The following is a 23,006-nucleotide window of genomic DNA, read 5'->3' as shown; positions in this document are numbered from 1 at the left end:
GCATCATTGTAGAAGGGGGGCGTATTGATTACAATGCTATAAACTTTTGATTGTACCGGTACAATCAGCAAATGGATTCGGTTCAGTGGCATGTAGATTTCCCATAGATAGTTGTCAGAACATAAAAAACAGACCGTTTCGTTCGGTCTGTTTTCCTGTTTAGTTCCAAGCCGACAGATTATAGCAGCGCTCTAAGTTCACGTCGGTATTTGTTTAACTGCACGAATGATGGAATAACACGTTTGGCAGAACGGATGCCGCCTATTCTGATGTTGCGGACCACATGATAGGGAGAGATCAAAAGTGTGTGAAGCAAATGTAAATCATGGGCGCTCAACGGACGATATCGTTGATAGTAGTCGACCGCGCGCAGCATCTTGGTCCCGTTCCAAAGACAATTTCTATGAAGAAGATGGGACAAGTCTTTCATTCTTACGTGCAGGGAGCAATTTTCAAAATCGATTAAATGAATCTTGAGCTGTCTGTCTTTAATCAGATTGGGATAATTGTAATCGCCATGTATAAATGCGGCAGCTTTTTGCTCCGAGTTAATTGCTTCTCGAACTTTGGGCTGCTGTAGATGCTTCGACGCTTCTTCACAGAGAGCCACGAGATGTGCTGTGCCTTTGTAGGGACTGAGGTGTTTTTTGTATCTAGCTATTTCATCACCCAAGCCTTCGTAACGTATTCTGTCTGCCGGAGCCTCGGTGACAGGAAAGCCTACGGCACTGGAGTGAAATTTGGCTAAGGTGGAAATTCCCTTTTTGAAATCTATTTTTTTTGTAAATTTTGGTCTTTCTCCATCAACCCAATTGGTTAATGTATACGAAATGCCTTCATGGGTCATATAAGCGGTTTGCTGCATTGTCGGATAGACCTTTTGGCTACGGGTAAACCCGCGCTCATCCAGGAAGGACAACACACGTGTAATAAAACGAATTTCATCTTCTGGGAATTTGTAAGGCTTTAAACAATAGGTCATGCCGGCGGTCTCAATCTTGTGTATGTCCTTCTTTTGACGAGTACGTTGAATTTTGATTCCGTACATCTGCTCAACGTTCGATAAAATCGACATTTTAATCCTCACTTTCTTTTATGCATGCACCCATTCCTGCAAAATATGAATGATTTGTAAACGAAGGGGCCACGATTGATCCCAATTGTTCAGGATCTCGCGGTTTCTTGAGCGATTCGGGTGTAGGGAGGCATGCCACGCTTCGCGTGGCAGTTTATACAAGGCTGTAACCATTTTTCGTTCAGTTCGGCTTAGTGGTTTGCGTTTTTGGTATCCCTTCAGCAAGGATTGCACCAATTCAGGATTGAATTGGGTCGTATTCATAAGGGCCTTTGCCAGATCTACATAGACTGAGCCGACCTTAACCCGATCCCAATCAATGATTTTGAGTTGACCATCATCTGAAATAATGACATTGGGGATCGTGATGTCGTTGTGTATTAAAGAGGGGAAACGGTTTTCCTTCTGAAGCAGCTTAACAATGGATGTGTCCTGCAAATCCTTCCATACCCGCTTGGCTAAACGTTTGCAGTCTTTGCCGTGAGCGTTGTACCAGTTGCCATATTCTTTGTCATGACGGCTGATTTGTGTTATTTTTCTTTGAAAAAGACGGTCCTGGTTTTTCCATATCCGCAATTGCTGAAACGTAGGGGATTTACCGCTTCCAATCCGATGCAAGCCAGTGGACGAGGCGTGAAGCGTGGCAAGTGCCCACCCAAGCTTTTCAAAATCTTCAGCATTCTCCAATCCCCGTCCTTTGATCCACTGACTTACATAAAATGGCGTTTCTTGATGTATAGTCCACAGCTTCCCGGAATGTGTTGGAAGCCACGCGGGCATGTAGCTGTACTTTCTCTTTTTCAAAAGCCTGATCATGCTTGCAGCCTGCTCCATCTGTTGGATTGTATTTGAGCGGACCATCTTAGTACGGCTAAAGGGCTTTAATGCATAAGTTCCCTTTTTCGTTTTCACCTGGATCACTGCATTTTTTCGGTACAGTGATGAGACTAAGCTTGATTTTATTGGGATCAGACCGAAACGACTGGTAATTTTGCGAATCTGTGCTTTGGTATAGGATTTCGTCATAAGAACCTCACTTGACTTGTGATTATAGAAAAAGGTAATCCTCTGTTAGTTATCAGTCTATTCATGATGAGGTAAATAGGTGCTGTTTTAAAGGGCTATACGCTTTCCTACTAGATTCATGTTATATTTCTTTACACAATAAAGGGATAAAATGTCATGGTAGCGCTATATATATCGTCTTTTATCCTGTATGCACAATAAACATGCCTTTGTTTTGGTCAGGACGAACATTGTTTATGGAAGGAAAGTTGCAGTAACATAAGTTAAACCTACTCAACAGAGGAAGAAATACATCACATCATGTCTAAGCCACAGGAGGGTCATATGGAAAACGAAAAAGAAAAACGCCACCCGAAAACGTTTTTCGGGAGGAATGCAACGATGGCACTTCAACAGACATTAACCGTATTCGAAGCGCTGGACAGCGCCCCAGGATGTGGCACCGGAGCGAGTCATGAGATTGATATCGCGGCTGCTGTACGTTTTTCCATTGAAACGGCCAAGGAATTTACGAATGGCACTTGTGCATTTTATGACCCGCAGGAATTTGTCAAAATTACCGAATTGTACGGCTCCATGAAGATACTTCAGACAGCAGGCAGTGCGCAAAACCACGGCTGATGCTAAACAGGGCAGGCCACAGGCTTGCCCTTTGCCGTCAGGAGCGTAAAATAAAATGGATGCGAAAGCAGGGGATTAAAGATGGATAAGCTTGGGATGATTACGATTGGGCAAGCTCCCCGGACAGATGTAGCCCCAATTGTGGAACGGGCTTTGGAAGGACGTGCAGAACTGGTACAGGCAGGTGCGCTGGACGGTCTTTCTTTTGCTTATATACAAGAGCATCTCACTCCGTCCCCGGGAGAATATGTATTGACTTCCCGTCTGACGACTGGAGAGTCGGTAGTTATATCACGCGAAAAAATCCAGCCGCTGCTTCAGGAGAAAATCACGCGCATGGAGGAACAGGGCATTCGTACGATTTTATTGCTGTGTACCGGCGTATTTCCGGGATTGCATACCCGAACCGCCTTTTTGATCGAGCCGGACCATGTGCTTCCTCCTGTGATTAAGGCGATGTCCGGCGGACGGCGGGTCGGCCTGATTGGTCCGCTGGAAGAGCAGAAGGACAATCTCAAGCTCAAATTCAATCCTCACGGAATGAATCCCGGGTTTGCGGCGGCCTCGCCATACAGCAGCAGTGAAGAGGAATTTCGCCAGGCTGCCGGGCAGTTCAAGGATCAGGCTGATCTTATCGTGCTGGATTGTATGGGGTATACGGATGTTCACAGAGAACTGGCGGCGCGTTATGCGGGGGTACCCGTAGTATTGTCCAATGCCCTGATCGGCAAGCTGGTATCGGAAATGGTGTAAGTGTATAAGCTGACTGAAAATAGGAGGTAAAGAATATGAGCCAACAACGTGTTGAAATTAGTAAAAATGTATTGCAAAAATGTTTGGGACTTACCGCTGGAGAGACGCTTCTGGTCGTAACGGACGATGATAAAAAGGAATTGGGCGAGTCCATTTATGAAGCTGGCAAGGCGCTGGGCGCAGAAGCTGCTATTTTAACGATGAAGGTACGCTCCAAATCAGGGGAAGAGCCTCCGGCACCTGTGGCCGAAGCCATGCTTCGCTCCAATGTTGTCGTATGTGTCACCCGGTATTCGCTAACCCATACCCATGCCCGCAAGCAAGCCGCAGCCGTTGGAGCGCGTCTGGCGACGATGCCTGGCATGACAGACGACATGTTCATGAACGGGGCGATTGCTGCTGATTATCCGAAGGTCAAGGCGCTGACTGAAGAGGTGACCGCATTATTGACAGCTGCCAAGCAGGTGCGCATCGAGAAGGATGGGTACAGCCTGAGCTTTGCCATTGAGGGTCGCAACGGCGTGCCCAGCACGGGCATGTATCTGAACCCTGGCGAATCCGGCAACCTTCCTTCCGGTGAAGCGTATATTGCTCCGCTGGAGGGGACGGCGCAAGGTCAGATTGTGGTGGACGGTTCTGTTGCAGGAATCGGTGCCTTGAAGGGGCCGCTGTTGCTGACGGTCGAAAACGGCAGGTTGACAGCCGCAGAAGGGGAAGCAGGACAGTCCCTGCTGGAAATGCTGGGCGAAGGTGACGGCAGAATGCTGGCAGAGTTCGGTATCGGAACGAATGATAAAGCACGTATTACGGGTGTCGTACTGGAAGATGAGAAGGTGTACGGCACGATTCATGTGGCTTTTGGCAGCAATAATACTTTTGGTGGGACCATCGCTGCGGGTGTACATATTGACGGTGTCGTTCAGCGACCGGATGTGTATCTGGATGACCGCCTGATTATGAAAGCTGGGCAACTGCTGGAGCGCTAGGTGGATGAGAAACAGCAGGAGCTGTAAAAACGGGGAGGGATTCATCATGCTCGGAATGATCAGAGTGCTTACCATGCAAGACGAAGTAGCTATTGGCCTTCACGGCCGAGTTATCGAGCAGCGCTACGGACTGCCTGTCACCAGTGTGTGTATCCCTGACCAGCCGCAGGGAATCTATGATGATGCAACGGATCGGGAATCGGTGCCTAAAATTGTGGTCGCAGCGCAACAGCTCGTCGAGCAGGGCTGCACGTCCATTGGCATTAGCTGCGCGGCTGATCCGGCACTGGAGGAAACCCGTCAGGCGGTGAATGTACCTGTATACGGCGCAGGCTCCTGCGCGGCGCATCTGGCATTGACAGCGGCTAGTCGTGTCGGTGTGTTAACCATTTTGGAGGAGGCCCCCCTGTTGATCCGCCGTATCTTGGGTGAGTCTTACATCGGCACAGAGCGCCCCGAGGGTGTACGTACGACGCTGGACCTGAACACTCCGCAAGGTAAGGAGGCGGCCATGGCAGCGGCGCTTCGGCTTCAGGAGAAGGGAGCAGAGGCCATCGTGCTGGCCTGTACGGGTTTTGTGACGATGAACTTCGCACCGGAGCTGGAGCGCAGGCTGGGCATCCGTGCCATTGATCCGATTGTGGCGCTCGGCGCAGCCGCATCGGTGCACTGGCAGCGGGAGAATGATGAAGTCCAGGCAGGATAAGCCTGACTTATAAAATAATAGGTTATTGAATTAAACCGCCTTTTCCTGAAAGGGCGGTTTATTTGCGTTCCATCCGGTAAAAGGTTTTGTTTTGTAAACTTTTTTGGTACACTATCCTGAAAATTAAGTTAGGCGAGAACTTTGCAAAATCCTGAATATATGTGCCGTTACCGCAAAATAAATAGCAAGGTGGTCTGTCCATATGAAAATACCGGGTGTAACCGTTCAGGAGCTTATGACAATGCCCGTATTGAAGGAGGCGAAGGTACTAAGCGGAGAGAAGGGATTAAATCGGATTGTCCGTTTTATTGATATTATGGAGGTCCCTGACTTGAAGGGCTGGATCAGGGAAGGCGTATTATTGATGACAACCGCTTATTCCATCCGTCATGAGCCTGAGGTATTGTGTCAAATTATTCAATTATTGCACGAGGGCGGGGCCGCAGCACTTGCGATCAAGCCGACCCGCTTTCTCAAGGGAATTCCCCGCAGTGCGCTGGAGGAAAGCAATGCCTGCGGCCTGCCCGTGATTGAGATTCCGGCCGATATTCCATATACGGATATTACACAACGAGTCATGGATATGGTGTTGAATCGGCAGGCAGAGCTGCTGCGACGCTCGGAAGAAATATATCGGAACTTAACAACAATGGTGCTGGAGAACAGCGGTATACAGGCTGTAAGCGATAATATAGCAGAGCTGCTTAAAGCCCCGGTTGCTTTGATTGATAATGGAGGCCGAGCCATCGTCACTTCACCACAGGAATGGAATTGGATGGAGGCGCAGGATTCCCGCCATTTTCCGATTAATGTCGATAAACGCACGGTTGCCAAGCTGGTCATTGCCCGCAATGAGCTGGATGATATGGAGCAGGTGGGCATTGAGCAGGCACGTCTGGTCATGGCACTGGAATTAATGCGTGAAAAGGCAGTAGAAGATACAGAAAGCCGACTACGGGGTAACTTTATCGACGAGTTGATGACCCCTCCGGTACCTTTGCGACATGAGGTTGAGCGGAGAGGGCGTCAACTGGGATTTAACCCGGCATATGATTGGGAGGTCGCTGTACTGGAAAGTGCTACCGCTCCGCCAGAAGAGATTCTGTCCGGATTGCTGAGTCAGGAATCCACCCGGCGGCGTGTGGTATCCCATATTGAGTTCCGTTCCAATCGGGCGATACTATTTTTACCTACTCTTCATCCGAATGACCACCATGACGGGGCTGGCGCTGATCAGGGACTAACCTGGGCTGAAACGCTAAAGAGCTGGAACAGTGAAAAAGCATTGGGAACGGGCGATTATTATATAGGCATTGGAAGTACCAAAAAGCTGTGGGAGCTGATGCAAAGCTATAATGAGGCACGACGTGCCATCACCGTCTCCCAGCGGCTGTACCCCGATAGACGTGTATGTAAATTCGGAGATATCGAAATGCACTATATGCTTGGAGAAGCAATGAACAAAGAGGAATTTGTCGATTTGTTTGAACGTAAGCTGGGCAAACTCCAGCAGTATGATCGGTCTCATGGCAGCGATTTGCTTAAAACGTTATTTTATTATTTGGAAAATCGGGGCAGTCTGATGGATACAGCGAATTATCTTTTTATACATCGTAATTCGGTCAAATACAGACTGGAACGGATTCGTGATATTGCGGATTTTGATCTCAACGATCCACGCGAGCAGTTCATATGCCATACATGTCTGATTCATTATTATTTGCGAGAACATAAGTAGGCTGAACCGGTTGGTTTTTGGGGCAGGGAGGAAAAGACATGGATAAAAAAATATTAATAGCGGACGATGAACCCAGCATTCGCAATGCGTTGGCCTATGCGTTGCAAAGAGAAGGTTTTTTGGTAGAAACCGCTGTTGACGGGGAGGACGCATTGGAAAAAGTCCGTTTGTTTCACCCCGATGTGCTGGTGCTCGATGTGATGATGCCCAAGCTGGGCGGATATGAGGTGTGCCGCCGTTTGGAAAGTCGGAAGGGCATCGGCATTCTGCTGCTGACTGCCAAAAACGATATCGTGGATAAGGTGCTCGGGCTGGAGCTGGGCGCGGACGATTTTATGAGCAAGCCCTTTGATCTGCGAGAGCTGCTCGCCCGCATCAAGGCGCTGGTACGGAGGCTGGAGCGGGAAGGAGCACCCGCACCGGAAGGATCAGAAACGATACTTGGCCCGTTGCGCGTGCGTCCGTCCAGCAGAACGGCTGAACTGGAGGGAACAACGCTGGATCTGACACCCAAGGAGTTTGATGTGCTGGCGCTTCTGGTGTCACACGCCGGGCGGGTGTACACACGGGACGAGCTGCTGGAGCAGGTATGGGGCTTCGATTATGCAGGTGGAACACGGACGGTGGACATTCACATCCAGCGCTTGCGCAAGAAGCTTGAGCCGCATCAGTCGCTATTGCAGACGGTGTATGGAATTGGCTATAAGGCGGAAAAGATGCTGTGAACGAATGCCAGTTGCTTGGCGCTTGGCCCACCCATTCACCACGTCGATTCTTGATCCAGGCGGACACGAGGTTCATCGTTAACGAGAAAGTCGTACCAGCGGTTGCGAAAACGAACCTGAGGCCCGTCTGCGGGTACGTGCGCCTCCATGCGCAGCGCCTCAGGGATAGGACGCGGATGCTGGCTTTCCACCACGGTTCGATCCTCTTCCAGCACTCTGCTGCTATATCTGGAAAAAATCCGGCTCATACCCGGTACAAATTTGGCAAAATTACGTCCAGCCAGCCCGTAGATGGCGGTCACTTCCTGCTCAATTGGGGTGAAGGTGACGAAATTAATAAACTTGCTGCGTCCCTCCTCAGCGGGAGTCAAAATCCATTGCTGCGGAAAGGTGTATTGCAGTAGCCCGCTTCCGTTTTTCACCCGAATATGATCGTGATCTGCTTCGAACTGGATATGGATGTCGGTAGACGATTTTTTACCAATGGTTTTGTTGTGCACAATCGGCAGGTGGGCGACATCCAGCACGCTTTCCACAACTCTTGTCAGATGCGCCTTCCATACAGAATCGTAGGGTGACATCACAAGATTCGGGTCCTCCAGCTCGGGAAAAAGCTCCAGCGGGGGAGGTGTCAAAGTGGATGCCCAACTCTCTGTACCCGGCCCGGATGCTGGGCCAACAGCCTGAGGATACACCCACAGCAGCCCGGCTTTTTCAATCGCAGGATAGGCGTAGGTATGAGCAAAATCGGGAATAGCACGCCCCGGATGAGCCGGGATATCCACGCACTGCCCATTCTCATCGAAGGACCATGCATGATAAGGACATGTGATGTGCCCGTTTTGGCAAAAGCCGAGCGACAAATCGGCTCCCCGATGCGGACAATACGCATGTATGGCACGTACCTGTCGATGGTTGTCACGGTACAATACGATATCCTTGCCGAGCAGCCGCTTTTTAAGCGGCTTATCCCGCAGTTCCTTAGACCAGCTGATGGCATACCAGGCGATGGGGAATACCTGCTGGTCACTTTCTCGTACTTCACGAAAGCCAGGATGGCTGTTCATCTATATCCACACTCCTGTTCTCATTTGCATATATGAACTTACATACATGACCCACGGGTCATTTCTTCTATAATTATAATACACCCCCCTCATCCGAACTGAAACAAGCGCCCTAAAATTGGAAAGGTTTTTTGGCTTCCATCACATATCGTACATCCCCGTGAATATACTTAATAACCAACAAGGCCAAACTGTGCCGTGTATCCACTTGGGGGGTGCCTAACAATGCCGGAACCACGTCAGCCATATTCATTCGTCGTATCCCGCGAAGATTGGTCGCTGCATCGCAAAGGGTACCAAGACCAGCAGCGTCATCAGCAGAAGGTCAAAGATGTGATTAAGCAAAATCTGCCTGATCTGATTACGGAAGAAAATATTATCATGTCAGACGGTAAGCAGATTATTAAAGTGCCGATTCGTAGTCTGGACGAATATCGCTTCATTTATAATTATCAGAAGCAAAAGCATGTAGGCCAAGGGGACGGCGACAGTCAGGTGGGGGATGTCATCGGACGCGATCCTGCTTCCCAGAAGCCCGGTAAAGGCGAGAAAGCCGGAGACCAGCCCGGACACGATATCATGGAAACGGAAGTCAGCATGGAAGAACTGGAAGATATGCTGTTCGAGGACATGGAATTACCGCATTTGCAGCAGAAAGACAAGGAACAGATTGAGGTTGAATCTATCGTATTTAATGATATACGCAAAAAAGGCATGCAGGCCAACATTGACAAGAAGCGAACCATTCTCGAAAATCTGCGCCGCAACGCCCGCGAGGGCAATCCGGGCATTCATCATATCAGTCCGGACGATCTCCGTTATAAAACATGGGAGGAAAAAACCATCCCCCAATCCAACGCGGTGATCATTGCGATGATGGATACTTCAGGCTCAATGGGATCTTTTGAAAAATATTGCGCCCGCAGCTTCTTTTTCTGGATGACCCGCTTTTTGCGCCGTCAATATGAAAAGGTGGAGATTGTCTTTCTGGCGCATCATACCGAAGCCAAAGAGGTTACGGAGGAAGAATTTTTCACCCGTGGAGAAAGTGGCGGCACCATTTGCTCTTCGGCCTATCTCAAGGCACTGGAGATTATCGACAAGCGCTATCCTCCTTCCAACTATAATATTTATCCCTTCCATTTCTCGGACGGCGACAATCTGACCTCGGACAACGAGCGGTGCGTGAAGTTAATCGAGGAGCTTATGAAGCGCAGCAACATGTTCGGCTATGGAGAAGTGAATCAATATAACCGCAGCAGCACACTGATGTCGGCCTATAAGAACATTAAAATGGATCAGTTTATGTATTACGTTATCAAGGAAAAGGGCGAGGTATACCAAGCCTTACGCACCTTTTTTCGCAAACGGGAAGGGGGAACGGTGGGATGAGCACCGACCAGAAAGAGCTGGAATACGCGATATCAGAAATTATGGAGATTGCAAATGGATTCGGGCTCGATTACTATCCGATGCGGTATGAGATTTGTCCAGCGGATATTGTATACACGTTCGGGGCCTATGGGATGCCAACGCGCTTCAGCCACTGGAGCTTTGGAAAAACATTTCATAAAATGAAGATGCAGTACGATTTTGGCCTGAGCAAAATCTATGAGCTGGTCATCAACTCCAATCCCTGCTACGCCTTCCTGCTGGAGGGAAATTCTTTAGTTCAAAATAAACTGATTGTCGCCCATGTGCTGGCGCACTGTGATTTTTTTTAAGCACAACGCCCGCTTCTCAGCTTCCAACCGCAATATGGTGGAGAGTATGTCCGCCACAGCAGACCGGATTAACGGTTATGAAATGGAATACGGCTCCAAGGCCGTTGAATCTTTCATTGACTCCGTGCTGGCGATACAAGAGCATGTTGATCCACAGCTGATCAAACCGCAGCATCTGGATAAACAGCGATATATGGAGCTTAAAATCCGTGAGCAAAAGGAACCGGGAAAACGGCAGCGCCCAGACGGTCCTTACGATGATCTGTGGTCACTGGACACGGTGAAGCCACAGCCGGATTCGACGGAAAGCGAAGGCATCCAGATACGACAGTTCCCGCCTGAACCGGAGAAGGATGTTGTATGGTTTATTCAGGAATTTTCGGAGGTGCTGGAGGACTGGCAGCGGGATATTATGACGATGCTGCGGGACGAAATGCTGTATTTCTGGCCCCAGATGGAGACCAAAATTATGAATGAAGGCTGGGCCTCCTATTGGCATCAGCGGATTGTCAGGGAAATGGATTTGACCGGGGATGAAACCGTTGAATTTGCACTGCTGAATGCTTCTGTCGTACAGCCTTCCAAGCAAAGCCTGAATCCGTATTATTTGGGGCTTAAAATATTTGAGGATATTGAAAAGCGATGGGATAACCCAACCCGTGAAGAGCAGGAGCGACAAGGACGCAAACCGGGCGAAGGACGCGCTAAAATGTTCGAGGTACGGGAGTTTGACTCAGACACCTCTTTTATACGCAATTACATGACCAAGAAACTGACCGAGGATTTGGATCTGTACGTATTTGAGAAAAGGGGACCGGATTGGAAAATCACAGATAAATCGTGGGAAAACATACGGGACCAGCTTGTGTTCTCCCGTGTGAATGGTGGTTCCCCTTATATTGTCGTTGAGGATGGAGATTATCTGCACACTGGTGAGTTGAAGCTCAAGCATCAGTTTGAAGGAATTGAGCTGGATTTAAAATATATGGAGCGTACGCTTCCGTATGTGTATCAGCTGTGGGGGCGGACCGTTCATTTGGAAACGATGATTGAAGGCAAGCTGGCCTTATTCTCATACGATGGCAAGAAGCATCATCGCAAGTTTGTATAAGGGAGCATGGGAATCGAATGCAATATGAATATCCAAAAAGGTGCAGCCGTAAAACGAGACTGCACCTTTTTTTCTATCCCAGCCATAGCAGCCGAACGACAGCCATACTCACAATACCGACAATAACGGTAGCCAGCAGGTTTTTGCTCCATAAGGCAGTCACTAGTGTAGGAAGGATCGCAATAAGCACTTGCCAATTAAAAGTGACGGAGCCTTCCGTTCGGACGAGCAGATGTTCCATGACGAGCGCCGTAAAAATGCAAATAGGGATGTAGGACAGCCATTGGAGCACTGGTTTGGGCAGAGCCAGCTTTTGCAGTACGACGAAGGGAATGATTCTCGGGATGGCTGTGACGACCATGCCGCCGATAATGATGTACATGACGTTGGGATCAATGTTCATTTGTCGGTTAACACTCCAATCGTTGCGGTCATCACAGTAGCTACAATGACGGCGATATGCGATGGCACCCACCAGGATAAAAGGTACATCAGAACAGCCATACACAGCACGAGCAGCAGACGATGCTTGAGCTTGGAGGTCTGGACGCTTTGCAGCTGGGAAATAAGCAGGGCCAGAAACATTGCTGGCAAGGCAAAGTCCAGACCAAATGCCTCCGGCCGGGAAATCCAGTTCCCGAGAATCCCTCCTGCCACACAGGAGGCAATCCAGACGAGGTAAGCGGTGATATTAAGCCCGTTCATCCAGCGATCGCTTACCTGCCCGCCTTTAGCCAATTTATCCGACGCTACCCCAAAGGATTCGTCTGTCAACAGTACGCCGATGCCTATGTTTTTCCACAATGAATATTTTGAGAAATAAGGAGCCAACGATGCGCTTAACAACAGGTGGCGGGTATTCACAATGAATGTCGTTAAAATAATGACAGAGGGGGGACTGGACGCAGCCAGCATCGAACACATAATAAATTGGGAAGCTCCTGCGTATACAAGTGCTGACATCAGAGCAATTTCCATCGTGCTAACCCCGGATGAGGCCCCCACAATGCCTGCCGCGAAGCCAATACACACATAACCGAGCAACGTAGGGATACAATCCTTGACTCCTTGTAAAAAGTGAAGTGGATCGCGCTCCGTTTCGCTCAACCCCGTAGCTATAGACATTTCAACCTTCCCTCCATTTTAAATTTCATTATAGTATATAACGGAATCACGAAATTGATCAATATATTATACAATTGTATGTTATGATGAACATCATCTATAGCAAACGGGCCTACTTTTGTGTCCGCTGTAATTAGTTTTGTCATTATATAGAATATGTTTTGTCATTAAACTTGAATTAGATGTCAGTGCCTGCGACCTTGATGGTTCAGGCATTTTTTACTTTCAGTTATTTATTTTCTTAATTAACGCTAACTTTTTTCGGCAACAATGGCTTATAAGAATGCAATTAAAACTTGATAATAAAATGTCATTTTAGAGGTGATAGCAGTGAACTGGGTTGGTAAAAGATCATGGTTACATGAGGATGAACTTTATTCACCAAAAAGAAAAGTGAGTAATAAAGGGAGTCGTAAATATACACATATCATAGGGTCATTTCCAAGCATTAAAATGAATCGTCATATTGGTTATGAATCGCTTTGGGGAGAATGTTTATTTTATTACTTTTTAGAACTTGACCCTATGACTATTCGTTATTATCCACAGCCAATTGATATACAACTTCAATTAATTAATAAGGATGTTGTTAAAGTGAAGAAGGAACACGTCCCCGAGGATATTAATTTTTATAATCGACAGCTTAACTTTTTTAGTGAAAATATTGTACAAAAGATTTTTGTTTTAAACCAACTAATAAAAATTTATGAGAAAAATAGAGAGCCTAAAATTAAGTGGTGCTCAGAGACTTATTATTCAAAACAACATGAGGATATTGAAAAAATAACAGATTGAAAGATTATAAGACCAGTGGGTGGTTTCATTTCAGCGTAATTGAAATATGGTTCTACATGAAATAAATAGACAAGCCAAAGCGAAAATATTCAAGAAAAGCAAAATCACAGATGAGTTCCCAGTTTGGGATTTGATTCTGTGATTTTTCTCTTATTTCACGAGCGAAGAAATGTTTGAATATGGAGGTTATTACAAAAAAATATAACGAAAACTACCGCTAGAAGCAGGCTAAATTGCTGCCCAAGAGCCTGTTTCTACAAGTAGTCACCGTAGTTTAGACCTGCAGGAGAAGTCCTCTGAAAAATGAATACGGGAAAGTAATACAGGTGCTGTAAAATGAACTTAAGTTCTGTTCTGAGATATAAAGAATAGATATTAAAACGTTGACTAAATTGAATTTCAAAAGTATAATTCAATTAATCTATTGAATAATTGATAAATTAATTGAGGGGGATTCTATTTATGGGAGCAGTATCTTTAACAAAACAGAATTTTGAATCGAACATTAACAGCGGAGTGACACTAGTCGATTTTTGGGCACCGTGGTGTCCACCTTGTCAAGTGCAACTTCCAATCGTAAATGAGTTAGCTGATGATTTGGCTGGACAAGCAACAGTAGCCAAAGTCAACGTTGATGAAGAAATCGAATTGGCTCAACAATTTGGAGTTAGAAGTATTCCTACGCTACTCTTATTTAAAGATGGTAAATTGGCTGAGACAATGGTGGGGATCGAGCAAAAGCAAGCTCTTAGAGAAAAAATTCTAGGATTGCTTAATTAACAGAGTATTCAACAAATCCATTTTTGTAATAATCATTGAAATACATGTCAAGAGAACGACGGATTTGGATTTTTCTGAACCGTCGTTTTTTTCAATTTATTAATTGAATTTTTGAGCTAGAACCAAAATGAAAGGAAAGTAAATGTTGGATTGCTATTTTATACTTGGACATACTAGTGAGTAATTCGAATGCAGGAAGGCATACCCGAAAATCTAAGGTATTGCAACAAAGAGGAGGTTCCAATGGAAAGTAGATGTCCTGAATCGGATATTAAAGAACGTTTATATCAGCAATTTGCTCGAATTGGAAAATGTTTATCCAGTGACAAAAGACTTGAGATTATGGATCTCTTATCAAACGGACCAAAATCTGTTGAAAGTTTGGCTACACAAACTGGTATGAGTGTTGCGAATGTATCCCGTCACTTACAAATTTTGCTGGAAGCGAAATTGGTTAGATTTCAAAAAAAAGGTACTTTCGTTATATATAATATCAGTGATTCATCTGTAACTCATTTTTTGTCCTCTTTATGGAATTTGTGTGAGGACAGACTCTCTGACATAAAACAGATTAAAGATGAGTTGAAAAGGCAATATATAGGTGTTCAAAGTATCACAAAAAACGACCTATTGGCAAAAATGAAGCAGGATAACATGGTTCTCATAGATCTCCGACCAGTTGAGGAGTATAAAACATCTCATATCCCAGGTGCTATATCTGTACCTTTAGAGCAGTTGGAAGAATACCTAAAAACATTAAATAAAGCTGATGTAGAACTTGCTGCATACTGTCGGGGCCCTTATTGTTCTCTTGCATCTCAAGCTGTTGATTATATTCAAAAACAGGGCTTCACAGCGTATCGAATAGAAGAAGGAGCCCGAGAGTGGAATGCTTACGATGGAGAATGAGGAACGAAATTTTAATAAAATGATTAGACTTAATATGACAGAACGGAATAGATGTAGGATGGAATCCTGAAAAATAGTTTTTTTGCTAATTTACTGGCTAATTCAACATTTTCGCTTCCTTCGCGGTGTAAGATGTTAACTTTAAAATCAAACCCAATCCAGGTGCCTGTTCATATTAAATGGCTTGACATCAAGAGATAGTTCCGATTATGAAAAAGAGCATGTTCTGGGATCCATCAATATTTCCCTAGGGCGATTTCCTTTTATTTGGGGAAAAGATTTGTCTCCAAAAGATAGCGTAATTATATTGACCGATTAATATTTTAAAGGAAAAAAAGCGGCACGTATTTTACGAAAACAGGGATCTCATGATTTGTATTTATTAGTAGATCCAGTTTCTCAATTAATTGAATGGAGTCAGAAAAGTAAATCAGAACAATATTGCATTGAATAATATTGGATCTGGAGCCATTCAGTTCCGAATAACATACAGTAAGGCGGGAGATTAATGATAAATGTCCAAGAAATAACTTCAGTGAATGAAATAGATACGTTTATCCAAAATAACCGATTAAGTATGCTATATGTATCTCAAGAGGATTGTAATGTATGTCATGCAATTTATCCCAAACTAAAAGAATTACTCAACAACTATCCAGAAATAAAACTTGCGCATATAGATGCTAGTCAGGTAGAGGCAGTTGCAGGCAAATTATTGATTTTTACAGTTCCCACGATCATCTTATTTTTTGATCAAAAGGAATATCTTCGTGAAGGACGGTTTGTTCAGTTTGAACAATTAGAAGCACGATTAGAACAGTTGTACAATGCGGTATAAATTCTAAGAAAATAAAACTATTTAATACGATGGAGAAAAGAATGAAGAATCCCGTGATTATTATTGGTGCTGGTTTAAGTGATCTGCGAGCTGCCAATTTACTTACAGAACAAGGAATCTGATGCCCGTCAGCAAAAAAAGTAAGGACTATTATTTATAAAGATTGGTCTGCGGATGTCGATACGGCTATATCCGAAGATCGTATTCCACTTCAAAATTTTCCACATTACGGACCTATACCTGCATCTGGGGAATGGAAAAATAAAATTGCTTTTGCTGGAACAGAAGCAAGTACAGAATTTGGTGACATCTTGAAGGTGCACTTCTGTCAGCTGAACTTTTAGTCTCAAAAATCATCAATCAGATAACAAAAATACAAAACTAACAAGAAGTTGCAACGAATCTATTCATTCGTAATGAAAATAATTAATTCAAACATTCAATTAATTAATTGAATGTTTGACCCGTTTAAACTATACTAATGGAGTTCCATCATTTTAAAACTATGGGGGTCTATTCATGAAGAAGATGAAAGCCATGCAAGTTCCAGCCAAAGGGGAAAAAATGAAACTAGTTGAGGTGCCGGTTCCGCAGCCTGCAGAAGGACAAGTATTGCTCCGTGTTGAAGCTTGCGGTGTATGTAACGGAGACTCGATGGCCATTGGCGGTGCTGCGTCAGCGTATCCCCGCATTCCTGGACATGAAGTGGTTGGAATCGTTGATGAGCTTGGAGCAGGCTCATCAAAGTGGAAAATAGGAGAACGTGTCGGCATTGGATGGCATGGGGGACATAGCCAAGTAACTGGATTAACAATGGACGGTGGATATGCTGAATACATGGTTGCTTATGAGGATAGTTTGTCCAGTATTCCAAATGAAATTTCGGCGTTGGAAGCTGCTCCACTAATGTGTGCTGGAGAAACGACTTTTAGTGCCATCAAAAATAGTAAAGCTCGTCCTGGTGATCTGGTAGCTATTCAGGGAATTGGTGGGCTAGGACACCTTGCCGTTCAGTTTGCAAACAAAGCGGGATATCGCACAGTGGCTATTTCACGAGGAAGTGATAAAGAAACGCTTGTACGGCAACTTGGAGCACATCACTACATTGATTCGGAAAAAGAAGACCCTGCTGAAGCATTACAAGCTTTAGGCGGAGCCAAAGTCATCCTGGCAACTGCGCCTAACGCTAAAGCCATTTCATCTCTGATAAACGGGTTGGGTCAAGACAGCGAACTAATCATTGTGGCGGGTTCTGGTGATCAATTAGAATTGTCAGCGATGGACTTTTTGAAAGGGCCTAACACTGTAAAAGGTACGTTTACAGGCGGAGCGAAAGAAATACAAGCAACGATTAATTTTAGTGTCCTGACTGATACCCGCCCCATGATTGAGACATTCCCATTAGATCGTGCTAGCGAAGCATACGATAAAATGATGTCAGCATCGACTCGATTCCGTGCTGTCCTGAATATTTCTGAGTGAAGATATATTCCTATGGGTGGGTAGCTTACGACTCGCGCGTTAATAGAACCACTTGTTCAATTTGAACAAGTGGTTTTTTTAATGTACTGTAGGATTTACCATACGCCTGTATAAGATACAGCGTTATGTCGATCTTCGCTCAACTAACTTGTATGTTAAAGTGTTTAGCCTGTTTTTGGTGTTATTCAGCTTATTTTGCAAAATGAGAAATGCATTCTCTGCTTGCTGGTCGATAGGATAGTCAATCGTAGTCAAATCGAGCAAGTGAGCCACCTCCGTATTATCGAAGCCCATAATCCCCAAATCTCCCGGAATGGAAAATCCCAATCGACGCAGGGCTGTCATAAGACCAGCCGCCACTTCATCATTGGCACAAAAAATAGCATCAGGTCGGTCTTCCTGCGATACCCACCATTTAGCAAGCTCCTCCCCATCACGAACTAAAGTTTTATCTTCGAAATGAGGAAATGGATACGCCATGAGATTGTGTTTTTTAACGAATTCTGTATGGGCACGAATGCGTTCCTTTGTATTCAGTCCTTTAGACATCGGATATATGCTAAGTATTTTTCGGTAACCTTTGGAATGAAGATATTCAAGACCTGTCCAATAGGCATGAAATTGATCCATAAAGACAGAAGGAAGATTCTCGTTTTGAAGACGTTGCCATATAACAATGGGGCCATACCGGGCATAGGATTCAATGACATCCCATTCATTGGACCGTATCAAACACACGATAGCATCTAATTGCTTCCGTTTTAGCATTTCCAGGGCGATAAGCTCCTTTTCAGGTTCTCCATTCGTGATAAAAAGAGTGATGATAAATCCGTTTTTCTCAGCAAAAAGAGTGAATGCACGAACAAAATTAATAATAATGGGACTAAAGGAGACCGTCATTATTCCAATCTGACGAGTTTTACCTTTTTTTAGAGAGATCGCATTAGCATTGGGGACATAATCAAGCTCCTCGATAATTCCTAAAACTTTTTGTCTGGTTAAATCACTTACGTAGCCGTGTTTATTAATTACTCGTGATACAGTTGCTGTGGATACTCCCGCTAAGCGTGCAATTTCTTGAATATTCGCCACTTCTAACCACCTCTTAAGAGAAATCATATTATGTTTCCTAAGTTTGTCTTAACTAAAAAGGACTTCAGAGCCTAATAATATTGGCCTTGAAGTCTTTTAGTTAAGAATTGGAGAAATTAATTGTTCTTCGTCTGTTCTTAGAAGTCAGCTTAGTGTAACTGAAAATGTTCTTGCCACTCATTCAAGCCCTCTTCCATGCGAAAAGCCCTAAAGCCTTCAGATTGTAATTTCTGTGTTGCCAGAGCTGAGTAGACACACAGTGGGCCTCTGCAGTATGCAATGATTTCTGTGTTTTTCGGTATCTCTCTTATTAATGTATCTAACTCTTCCATCGGCATCGAAATTGCTCCCGCAATATGATCCATGTCATACTCTTCTTTAGGACGTAAATCCACCAAAATTATTGAATCATTATTAATCTTCTCCCTAACCTCATCCATCGTAAGCGTTTGAACGTCATCAAGATTATTTAGGAAATCATCTTTCATTCTACTAATGTCAGGAAGTTGTTTTTCACTGATTCGCCATAAAGAGGAAAGAAATTCGATGATTTCTGGATCAGCCAAAGAATAGATCACATATACTCCTTTTTTTGTGAATTTAACCAGTTTTGCATCGAGCAGAATTTGAAGGTGGCGGGATACATTCGCAATATTCATGTCTGTGCAGGTAGCTATTTTTTCTACGGTTCTAGAACCATTGGATAGCACATTTAAGATCTCAAGGCGCTTATCACTGGATAAACATTTTCCGATTCTAGCCAATTGTTTATAGAGATCTTCCTTAAAAATTTTCGCAGAGTTCAGCATATCTTCCATTATTCTCAACCTCTATTCTAGTCGTATTATAAAACGGGAATCCCCAATTTCAATTCATGCATAGCAGAAGCCTTAGAATACACCTTAAACTATAATCCATAACTGAAGAATCATAATGAGGAAATTAGATACTCAAAAATTGACTCTACTCACGGAATCAAGCTCTTGGTCATTCAATTGAATATTAAAATTTTAACATGAACATCCCGAGTGGAGTCAAGTCAAAAGGATATAACTTGATAAAATTTATAAGAATACCCTATTTAGAAAGTTAAAAAGAAAGCTTTTCTATTTCATGTATCTTATTTTCTTTTATGACCAAGGCCCGCGGTATCGCCGCGGTGGCTGGCAAGCTGCTGCTCGATGACTATTGGGCGTGCAGAACAGCGTCCCGGTAGTCGAATATGTATATAAAAAGAAAATCTTAAATTCTGGATTACATATCCAGCATACAACTCATATGAAACATAAACTCTCACAAAAAAGTTGACACTGCCATTGCGCTCTGTCAGCTTTTTTCATTATGCAAAGATTAGTCAAATATCCGCCCCCAAATATATTTCTGCAATATGTGCCTCATTTGTAGTCATTTTCTATCCGTGTATTGACGAACAGATATCCTAATGCTATAATTCAATTAATCAATTGAATATTAAAAAACACTGTTATAAGCAACTGTAAAAACAATCAAATTTGGAGGGATGAATATGTATAAATCTGTAATTGTCGGAACTGGTCCAGCAGGATTGACCGCAGCGATCTACCTGGCTCGTGCTAATATGAATCCGCTCGTCATTGAAGGACTTGAACCAGGAGGACAGCTTACAACAACAACTGAAATCGAGAATTATCCTGGATTTCCAGAAGGCATCATGGGCCCCGAATTAATGGATAATATGCGTAAACAAGCGGAACGCTTCGGGGCTACATTTCTTAACGGTTGGGTAAAGATGGTAGATTTGGAAAAACGACCGTTTAAACTGGAAGTGGAGGGCAAAGGTGAAATCATTACTGAAACTCTGATCATTTCAACCGGTGCCAGTGCGAAATATTTAGGAATACCAGGCGAAACAGAAAATGTAGGCCGGGGAGTTAGTACTTGTGCCACTTGTGATGGGTTTTTCTTTCGAAATAAGGAACTCATTGTAGTGGGTGGAGGCGATACCGCATTGGAAGAAGCAAACTTTCTAACACGATTCGCTTCCAAAGTTACTGTGGTGCATCGTCGAGAAGAACTGAGAGCCTCAAAAATTATGCAAGATCGCGCTCGTTCAAACCCTAAAATTGAGTGGGCTTTAAGCAGGACCCCGCTTGAAGTTGTTGCGGAAGAGCGTGGAGTGACAGGATTGAAAGTCCGGAACCATATCTCAGGCGAAGAGGAAATCCTACATGCACATGGGGTATTTGTAGCCATCGGCCATCATCCGAATACAGACTTTTTAAATGGTCAAATTGAAACGGATGAGAATGGTTATATCGTCACAGTACCCGGCACATCAATGACAAATATTTCAGGTGTGTTTGCTTGTGGAGATGTACAGGATACTCGCTATCGTCAAGCTATTACAGCAGCAGGAACTGGAGCCATGGCGGCTATGGATAGCGAAAAATTTATCGATTCTTTGGAAAATAATTAAAAACGTGTTAACCGAATAGATCGTTGTGAAATTTTCGGAATCGAAGGATTTTAGTAACAAGTACAAGTGTTGAAATATGGGAAAAGGAGCATATTAAAATGCCGGATCAAAAAGTGAATATGAATACGGTTTGGTTCAAAGACGCGAAAGGTTTTGGTCGCATGAAAGGCGACAATTTACAAACCCAAATTGCTATCCCTGTTCTTAAAGGGGGAAGTGGAGAAGGTGCTAATCCACAACAACTCCTGATGTCCTCTGCCATTGCTTGTTATGCTCTGACACTAGCGTACATGCTCGATCGCAAGAAAGTACCCGTTGCCGGGTTCTTTATGGACACAGAAGGGAACATAGCTAGAGGGAAGCAATTGAGCATTACACATCGTCCGCATGTTGTTTTATCCTCGAGTGCATCAAAGGAAGATATCACTGTGGTCGAAGCATTATTCCTACAAGCAGAAGAAAAATGCCACATTGGTCAGCTACTTGTCAAAGCAGGTGTGCCGGTAGGTACCGAAGGTAAGGTATCGATTGATGCTGGAGATGATCTGACAAGTAACTATATTGAACAACATCAAATAGAATGGTAAACCATCCATTAAAAAAGGAGATATTAAAATGAAAAAAGTTACCTCTAAATCAGAATTTGATACAGCTATCCGTTCCCCCAAAATTACAGTTGCTGTTTTTAAAGCAGACTGGTGCCCGGACTGCAAATTTATTGATCCATTCATGCCTGAAGTTGAAGAAAAATTTGCGAATGATCTGGATCTCATTGAGGTGGATGTAGATCATGTAGGGACTGTAAGTGAAGAACAAAATATTATGGGTATTCCAAGCTTTGTAGCCTATGTCGACGGTAAAGAGCTTACTCGATATGTCAACAAGCTTCATAAATCACGCGAAGAGATTGAACATTTTCTGCAAAGTGCTGTTGAGGTATATAACAGACGTTCATAAGGATTTTTGCGCTATTGCGTATCTATATAAAAACTACTTACATTGGATGAACCAAAGAAAGGTAAGAAATAATGAATAAGAATGAACTATACGAAATCTTAATGAATCACCGATCTATCCGTAGTTACACGGATCAGCCAGTCAGCGAGCAAGAACTGACACTAATCATGAATTCTGTGCAAGCAGCTCCATCCTCTATTAATGGGCAGCAAGTGTCTGTCATAAGTATTGAGGATCGACAAACCAAAGAAAAAATCGCTGAGCTGACTGGAAACCAGCCATGGGTAGCACAAGCTCCAGTGTTCCTATTATTTTGTGCTGATTTTTTTAGAGCGAAACTTGCGGCAGAATTGAACGAAGAACACTTGGTTATCACCGAAAGTATGGAGTCCATCTTAGTAGGAGCGACTGATGTTGGACTGGCAATGGGCAATGCAATTGCTGTAGCTGAATCATTAGAACTAGGTATTGTGCCGATTGGAGGAGTGAGAAACCGGCCGCTTGAATTAATTGAATTACTTGGGCTTCCTGAATATGTATTTCCTGTAAGTGGACTTGTTATTGGACATCCTGCTGATCTCTCTGCGAAGAAGCCACGTTTACCTCAAAAAGCAATCTGGCATAAAGAACGGTACGACACCAACTTAGAAGGCCTCATTAAAGAATATGATCAAACGATCTCTAACTACATGGATAAACGTACAAATGGAAAAGAAACAAGAGGTTGGAGTCAAGAAATATCCTCCTTTTATAACCACATTTATTATCCTGAAGTGAGAAGAATGTTGGAGCAGCAAGGATTTGAATTTAAGTAATTTCATTGATGGAAGAGTGTTTTCCCAAATTACATGAAAATCAATGTCTTAGGTTAAACAAGCCCTAAGCCGAAGGTGGAGCCGATTTGGCTATCTGCTTTAATGGAGGAAAGCTGTCCTATTTAACAAACTTCTGTGGTGGTGCAGCCATAACTTGGTTCTCAGTTCATTTTATAAACGTTAGAACAAGAGTCTTTTTATATGCACTGTTAGGGATTAGATAAGT

General features: G+C 44.1%; 22 protein-coding genes and 2 pseudogenes. 17 read left to right on the top strand and 7 right to left on the bottom strand.

Going from position 1 to position 23,006, the window contains the following annotated elements; translation table 11 throughout:
- Nucleotides 1–178 precede the first annotated feature (178 nt).
- Both QD47_RS18465 and QD47_RS18460 read right to left on the bottom strand, forming a co-directional pair.
- Complete coding sequence (locus tag QD47_RS18465; protein ID WP_044647509.1) at nucleotides 179–1,075, bottom strand: phosphotransferase; 897 nt, start codon at nucleotides 1,073–1,075, stop codon at nucleotides 179–181.
- A gap of 18 nt (nucleotides 1,076–1,093) precedes the next feature.
- Nucleotides 1,094–2,101 carry an aminoglycoside phosphotransferase family protein gene (locus tag QD47_RS18460; protein ID WP_044647508.1) on the bottom strand — a complete coding sequence of 336 codons (1,008 nt, stop codon included), beginning with the start codon at nucleotides 2,099–2,101 and terminating at the stop codon, nucleotides 1,094–1,096.
- A 423-nt stretch (nucleotides 2,102–2,524) separates the two neighbouring features.
- On the opposite strand from QD47_RS18460, the pseudogene QD47_RS30930 reads away from it, so the two are divergent.
- The 6 genes and pseudogenes from QD47_RS30930 to QD47_RS18430 form a co-directional block, all read left to right on the top strand.
- Nucleotides 2,525–2,722 (top strand): annotated as a pseudogene (locus tag QD47_RS30930) (DUF1177 family protein); the annotation flags it as partial.
- An 81-nt stretch (nucleotides 2,723–2,803) separates the two neighbouring features.
- Nucleotides 2,804–3,475: an AroM family protein gene (locus tag QD47_RS18450; RefSeq protein WP_044647506.1), complete on the top strand. Its 672-nt coding sequence runs from the start codon at nucleotides 2,804–2,806 to the stop codon at nucleotides 3,473–3,475.
- A 35-nt stretch (nucleotides 3,476–3,510) separates the two neighbouring features.
- Nucleotides 3,511–4,461, top strand: coding sequence for an aminopeptidase (locus tag QD47_RS18445; RefSeq protein ID WP_044647505.1), 951 nt, complete (start codon nucleotides 3,511–3,513; stop codon nucleotides 4,459–4,461).
- Between the two features lie 46 nt (nucleotides 4,462–4,507).
- On the top strand, nucleotides 4,508–5,167 hold the full coding sequence (locus tag QD47_RS18440; protein WP_044647504.1) for an aspartate/glutamate racemase family protein: 660 nt from the start codon (nucleotides 4,508–4,510) through the stop codon (nucleotides 5,165–5,167).
- A gap of 202 nt (nucleotides 5,168–5,369) precedes the next feature.
- Entirely contained in the window at nucleotides 5,370–6,905 is a 1,536-nt protein-coding gene (locus tag QD47_RS18435) for a PucR family transcriptional regulator (protein ID WP_044647503.1), read from the top strand.
- 38 nt (nucleotides 6,906–6,943) lie between these two features.
- Nucleotides 6,944–7,630: a response regulator transcription factor gene (locus QD47_RS18430; protein WP_044647502.1), complete on the top strand. Its 687-nt coding sequence runs from the start codon at nucleotides 6,944–6,946 to the stop codon at nucleotides 7,628–7,630.
- A gap of 35 nt (nucleotides 7,631–7,665) precedes the next feature.
- Here QD47_RS18430 and QD47_RS18425 read toward each other — a convergent pair whose 3' ends face one another.
- Nucleotides 7,666–8,697: an aromatic ring-hydroxylating oxygenase subunit alpha gene (locus QD47_RS18425; RefSeq protein ID WP_044647501.1), complete on the bottom strand. Its 1,032-nt coding sequence runs from the start codon at nucleotides 8,695–8,697 to the stop codon at nucleotides 7,666–7,668.
- A 225-nt stretch (nucleotides 8,698–8,922) separates the two neighbouring features.
- Between QD47_RS18425 and yhbH the strand changes: the two genes are divergently transcribed.
- Nucleotides 8,923–10,089 (top strand): sporulation protein YhbH, encoded by a 1,167-nt coding sequence (gene yhbH / locus QD47_RS18420; RefSeq protein WP_044647500.1) that lies wholly within the window; start codon nucleotides 8,923–8,925, stop codon nucleotides 10,087–10,089.
- Nucleotides 10,086–11,532 (top strand): annotated as a pseudogene (locus tag QD47_RS18415) (SpoVR family protein). Before yhbH ends, QD47_RS18415 begins: the two are co-directional and overlap by 4 nt.
- 73 nt (nucleotides 11,533–11,605) lie before the next feature.
- On the opposite strand, the gene QD47_RS18410 reads toward QD47_RS18415, so the two are convergent.
- Together QD47_RS18410 and QD47_RS18405 are read right to left on the bottom strand one after the other, a co-directional pair.
- Entirely contained in the window at nucleotides 11,606–11,935 is a 330-nt protein-coding gene (locus tag QD47_RS18410; RefSeq protein WP_044647499.1) for an AzlD domain-containing protein, read from the bottom strand.
- Nucleotides 11,932–12,657, bottom strand: coding sequence for an AzlC family ABC transporter permease (locus QD47_RS18405; RefSeq protein WP_044647498.1), 726 nt, complete (start codon nucleotides 12,655–12,657; stop codon nucleotides 11,932–11,934). The genes QD47_RS18410 and QD47_RS18405 overlap by 4 nt, the downstream gene beginning before the upstream one ends.
- A gap of 330 nt (nucleotides 12,658–12,987) precedes the next feature.
- Between QD47_RS18405 and QD47_RS18400 the strand changes: the two genes are divergently transcribed.
- From QD47_RS18400 to QD47_RS18380, 5 genes are all read left to right on the top strand, one after another.
- Nucleotides 12,988–13,452, top strand: coding sequence for a hypothetical protein (locus tag QD47_RS18400; RefSeq protein WP_044647497.1), 465 nt, complete (start codon nucleotides 12,988–12,990; stop codon nucleotides 13,450–13,452).
- 462 nt (nucleotides 13,453–13,914) lie between these two features.
- Nucleotides 13,915–14,232, top strand: coding sequence for a thioredoxin (gene trxA / locus QD47_RS18395; protein ID WP_044647496.1), 318 nt, complete (start codon nucleotides 13,915–13,917; stop codon nucleotides 14,230–14,232).
- 243 nt (nucleotides 14,233–14,475) lie between these two features.
- On the top strand, nucleotides 14,476–15,141 hold the full coding sequence (locus tag QD47_RS18390; protein ID WP_044647495.1) for an ArsR/SmtB family transcription factor: 666 nt from the start codon (nucleotides 14,476–14,478) through the stop codon (nucleotides 15,139–15,141).
- 508 nt (nucleotides 15,142–15,649) lie between these two features.
- The gene (locus tag QD47_RS18385) at nucleotides 15,650–15,979 is read left to right on the top strand and encodes a thioredoxin family protein (RefSeq protein WP_044647494.1); all 330 of its coding nucleotides are present in this window, start codon (nucleotides 15,650–15,652) and stop codon (nucleotides 15,977–15,979) included.
- Nucleotides 15,980–16,498: 519 nt separating this feature from the next.
- Nucleotides 16,499–17,461 carry a zinc-binding dehydrogenase gene (locus tag QD47_RS18380; RefSeq protein ID WP_082067224.1) on the top strand — a complete coding sequence of 321 codons (963 nt, stop codon included), beginning with the start codon at nucleotides 16,499–16,501 and terminating at the stop codon, nucleotides 17,459–17,461.
- A gap of 123 nt (nucleotides 17,462–17,584) precedes the next feature.
- Here the strand turns inward: QD47_RS18380 and QD47_RS18375 are convergent, their stop codons facing one another.
- Together QD47_RS18375 and QD47_RS18370 are read right to left on the bottom strand one after the other, a co-directional pair.
- Entirely contained in the window at nucleotides 17,585–18,553 is a 969-nt protein-coding gene (locus QD47_RS18375) for a LacI family DNA-binding transcriptional regulator (protein WP_044647493.1), read from the bottom strand.
- Nucleotides 18,554–18,702: 149 nt separating this feature from the next.
- On the bottom strand, nucleotides 18,703–19,371 hold the full coding sequence (locus QD47_RS18370; protein WP_044647492.1) for an ArsR/SmtB family transcription factor: 669 nt from the start codon (nucleotides 19,369–19,371) through the stop codon (nucleotides 18,703–18,705).
- Between the two features lie 707 nt (nucleotides 19,372–20,078).
- Between QD47_RS18370 and trxB the strand changes: the two genes are divergently transcribed.
- The 4 genes from trxB to QD47_RS18350 all read left to right on the top strand — a co-directional run bounded on the left by trxB (nucleotide 20,079) and on the right by QD47_RS18350 (nucleotide 22,780).
- The gene (trxB, locus tag QD47_RS18365; RefSeq protein WP_044647491.1) at nucleotides 20,079–21,008 is read left to right on the top strand and encodes a thioredoxin-disulfide reductase; all 930 of its coding nucleotides are present in this window, start codon (nucleotides 20,079–20,081) and stop codon (nucleotides 21,006–21,008) included.
- A 98-nt stretch (nucleotides 21,009–21,106) separates the two neighbouring features.
- The gene (locus tag QD47_RS18360) at nucleotides 21,107–21,595 is read left to right on the top strand and encodes an OsmC family protein (protein ID WP_044647490.1); all 489 of its coding nucleotides are present in this window, start codon (nucleotides 21,107–21,109) and stop codon (nucleotides 21,593–21,595) included.
- A gap of 28 nt (nucleotides 21,596–21,623) precedes the next feature.
- Nucleotides 21,624–21,965, top strand: a complete 342-nt coding sequence (locus QD47_RS18355) for a thioredoxin family protein (protein WP_044647489.1) — start codon at nucleotides 21,624–21,626, stop codon at nucleotides 21,963–21,965.
- Between the two features lie 71 nt (nucleotides 21,966–22,036).
- The gene (locus QD47_RS18350; RefSeq protein ID WP_044647488.1) at nucleotides 22,037–22,780 is read left to right on the top strand and encodes an NADPH-dependent oxidoreductase; all 744 of its coding nucleotides are present in this window, start codon (nucleotides 22,037–22,039) and stop codon (nucleotides 22,778–22,780) included.
- Nucleotides 22,781–23,006: the final 226 nt, after the last annotated feature.

The sequence above is a fragment of the Paenibacillus terrae genome, from assembly GCF_000943545.1.
Taxonomy (GTDB): Bacteria; Bacillota; Bacilli; order Paenibacillales; family Paenibacillaceae; genus Paenibacillus; species Paenibacillus terrae_A.
The sequence above is the reverse complement of the archived record's forward strand: the minus strand, read 5'-3'. Positions and strand labels throughout refer to the sequence as shown.

What these genes read in the sequence shown, in the direction of transcription:
- QD47_RS18465 (WP_044647509.1), bottom strand. Translation starts at nt 1,075, where the DNA reads ATGTCGATTTTATCGAACGTTGAGCAGATGTACGGAATCAAAATTCAA.
- QD47_RS18460 (WP_044647508.1), bottom strand. Translation starts at nt 2,101, where the DNA reads ATGACGAAATCCTATACCAAAGCACAGATTCGCAAAATTACCAGTCGT.
- QD47_RS18450 (WP_044647506.1), top strand. Translation starts at nt 2,804, where the DNA reads ATGGATAAGCTTGGGATGATTACGATTGGGCAAGCTCCCCGGACAGAT.
- QD47_RS18445 (WP_044647505.1), top strand. Translation starts at nt 3,511, where the DNA reads ATGAGCCAACAACGTGTTGAAATTAGTAAAAATGTATTGCAAAAATGT.
- QD47_RS18440 (WP_044647504.1), top strand. Translation starts at nt 4,508, where the DNA reads ATGCTCGGAATGATCAGAGTGCTTACCATGCAAGACGAAGTAGCTATT.
- QD47_RS18435 (WP_044647503.1), top strand. Translation starts at nt 5,370, where the DNA reads ATGAAAATACCGGGTGTAACCGTTCAGGAGCTTATGACAATGCCCGTA.
- QD47_RS18430 (WP_044647502.1), top strand. Translation starts at nt 6,944, where the DNA reads ATGGATAAAAAAATATTAATAGCGGACGATGAACCCAGCATTCGCAAT.
- QD47_RS18425 (WP_044647501.1), bottom strand. Translation starts at nt 8,697, where the DNA reads ATGAACAGCCATCCTGGCTTTCGTGAAGTACGAGAAAGTGACCAGCAG.
- yhbH (WP_044647500.1), top strand. Translation starts at nt 8,923, where the DNA reads ATGCCGGAACCACGTCAGCCATATTCATTCGTCGTATCCCGCGAAGAT.
- QD47_RS18410 (WP_044647499.1), bottom strand. Translation starts at nt 11,935, where the DNA reads ATGAACATTGATCCCAACGTCATGTACATCATTATCGGCGGCATGGTC.
- QD47_RS18405 (WP_044647498.1), bottom strand. Translation starts at nt 12,657, where the DNA reads ATGTCTATAGCTACGGGGTTGAGCGAAACGGAGCGCGATCCACTTCAC.
- trxA (WP_044647496.1), top strand. Translation starts at nt 13,915, where the DNA reads ATGGGAGCAGTATCTTTAACAAAACAGAATTTTGAATCGAACATTAAC.
- QD47_RS18390 (WP_044647495.1), top strand. Translation starts at nt 14,476, where the DNA reads ATGGAAAGTAGATGTCCTGAATCGGATATTAAAGAACGTTTATATCAG.
- QD47_RS18385 (WP_044647494.1), top strand. Translation starts at nt 15,650, where the DNA reads ATGATAAATGTCCAAGAAATAACTTCAGTGAATGAAATAGATACGTTT.
- QD47_RS18380 (WP_082067224.1), top strand. Translation starts at nt 16,499, where the DNA reads ATGAAGAAGATGAAAGCCATGCAAGTTCCAGCCAAAGGGGAAAAAATG.
- QD47_RS18370 (WP_044647492.1), bottom strand. Translation starts at nt 19,371, where the DNA reads ATGGAAGATATGCTGAACTCTGCGAAAATTTTTAAGGAAGATCTCTAT.
- trxB (WP_044647491.1), top strand. Translation starts at nt 20,079, where the DNA reads ATGTATAAATCTGTAATTGTCGGAACTGGTCCAGCAGGATTGACCGCA.
- QD47_RS18360 (WP_044647490.1), top strand. Translation starts at nt 21,107, where the DNA reads ATGCCGGATCAAAAAGTGAATATGAATACGGTTTGGTTCAAAGACGCG.
- QD47_RS18355 (WP_044647489.1), top strand. Translation starts at nt 21,624, where the DNA reads ATGAAAAAAGTTACCTCTAAATCAGAATTTGATACAGCTATCCGTTCC.
- QD47_RS18350 (WP_044647488.1), top strand. Translation starts at nt 22,037, where the DNA reads ATGAATAAGAATGAACTATACGAAATCTTAATGAATCACCGATCTATC.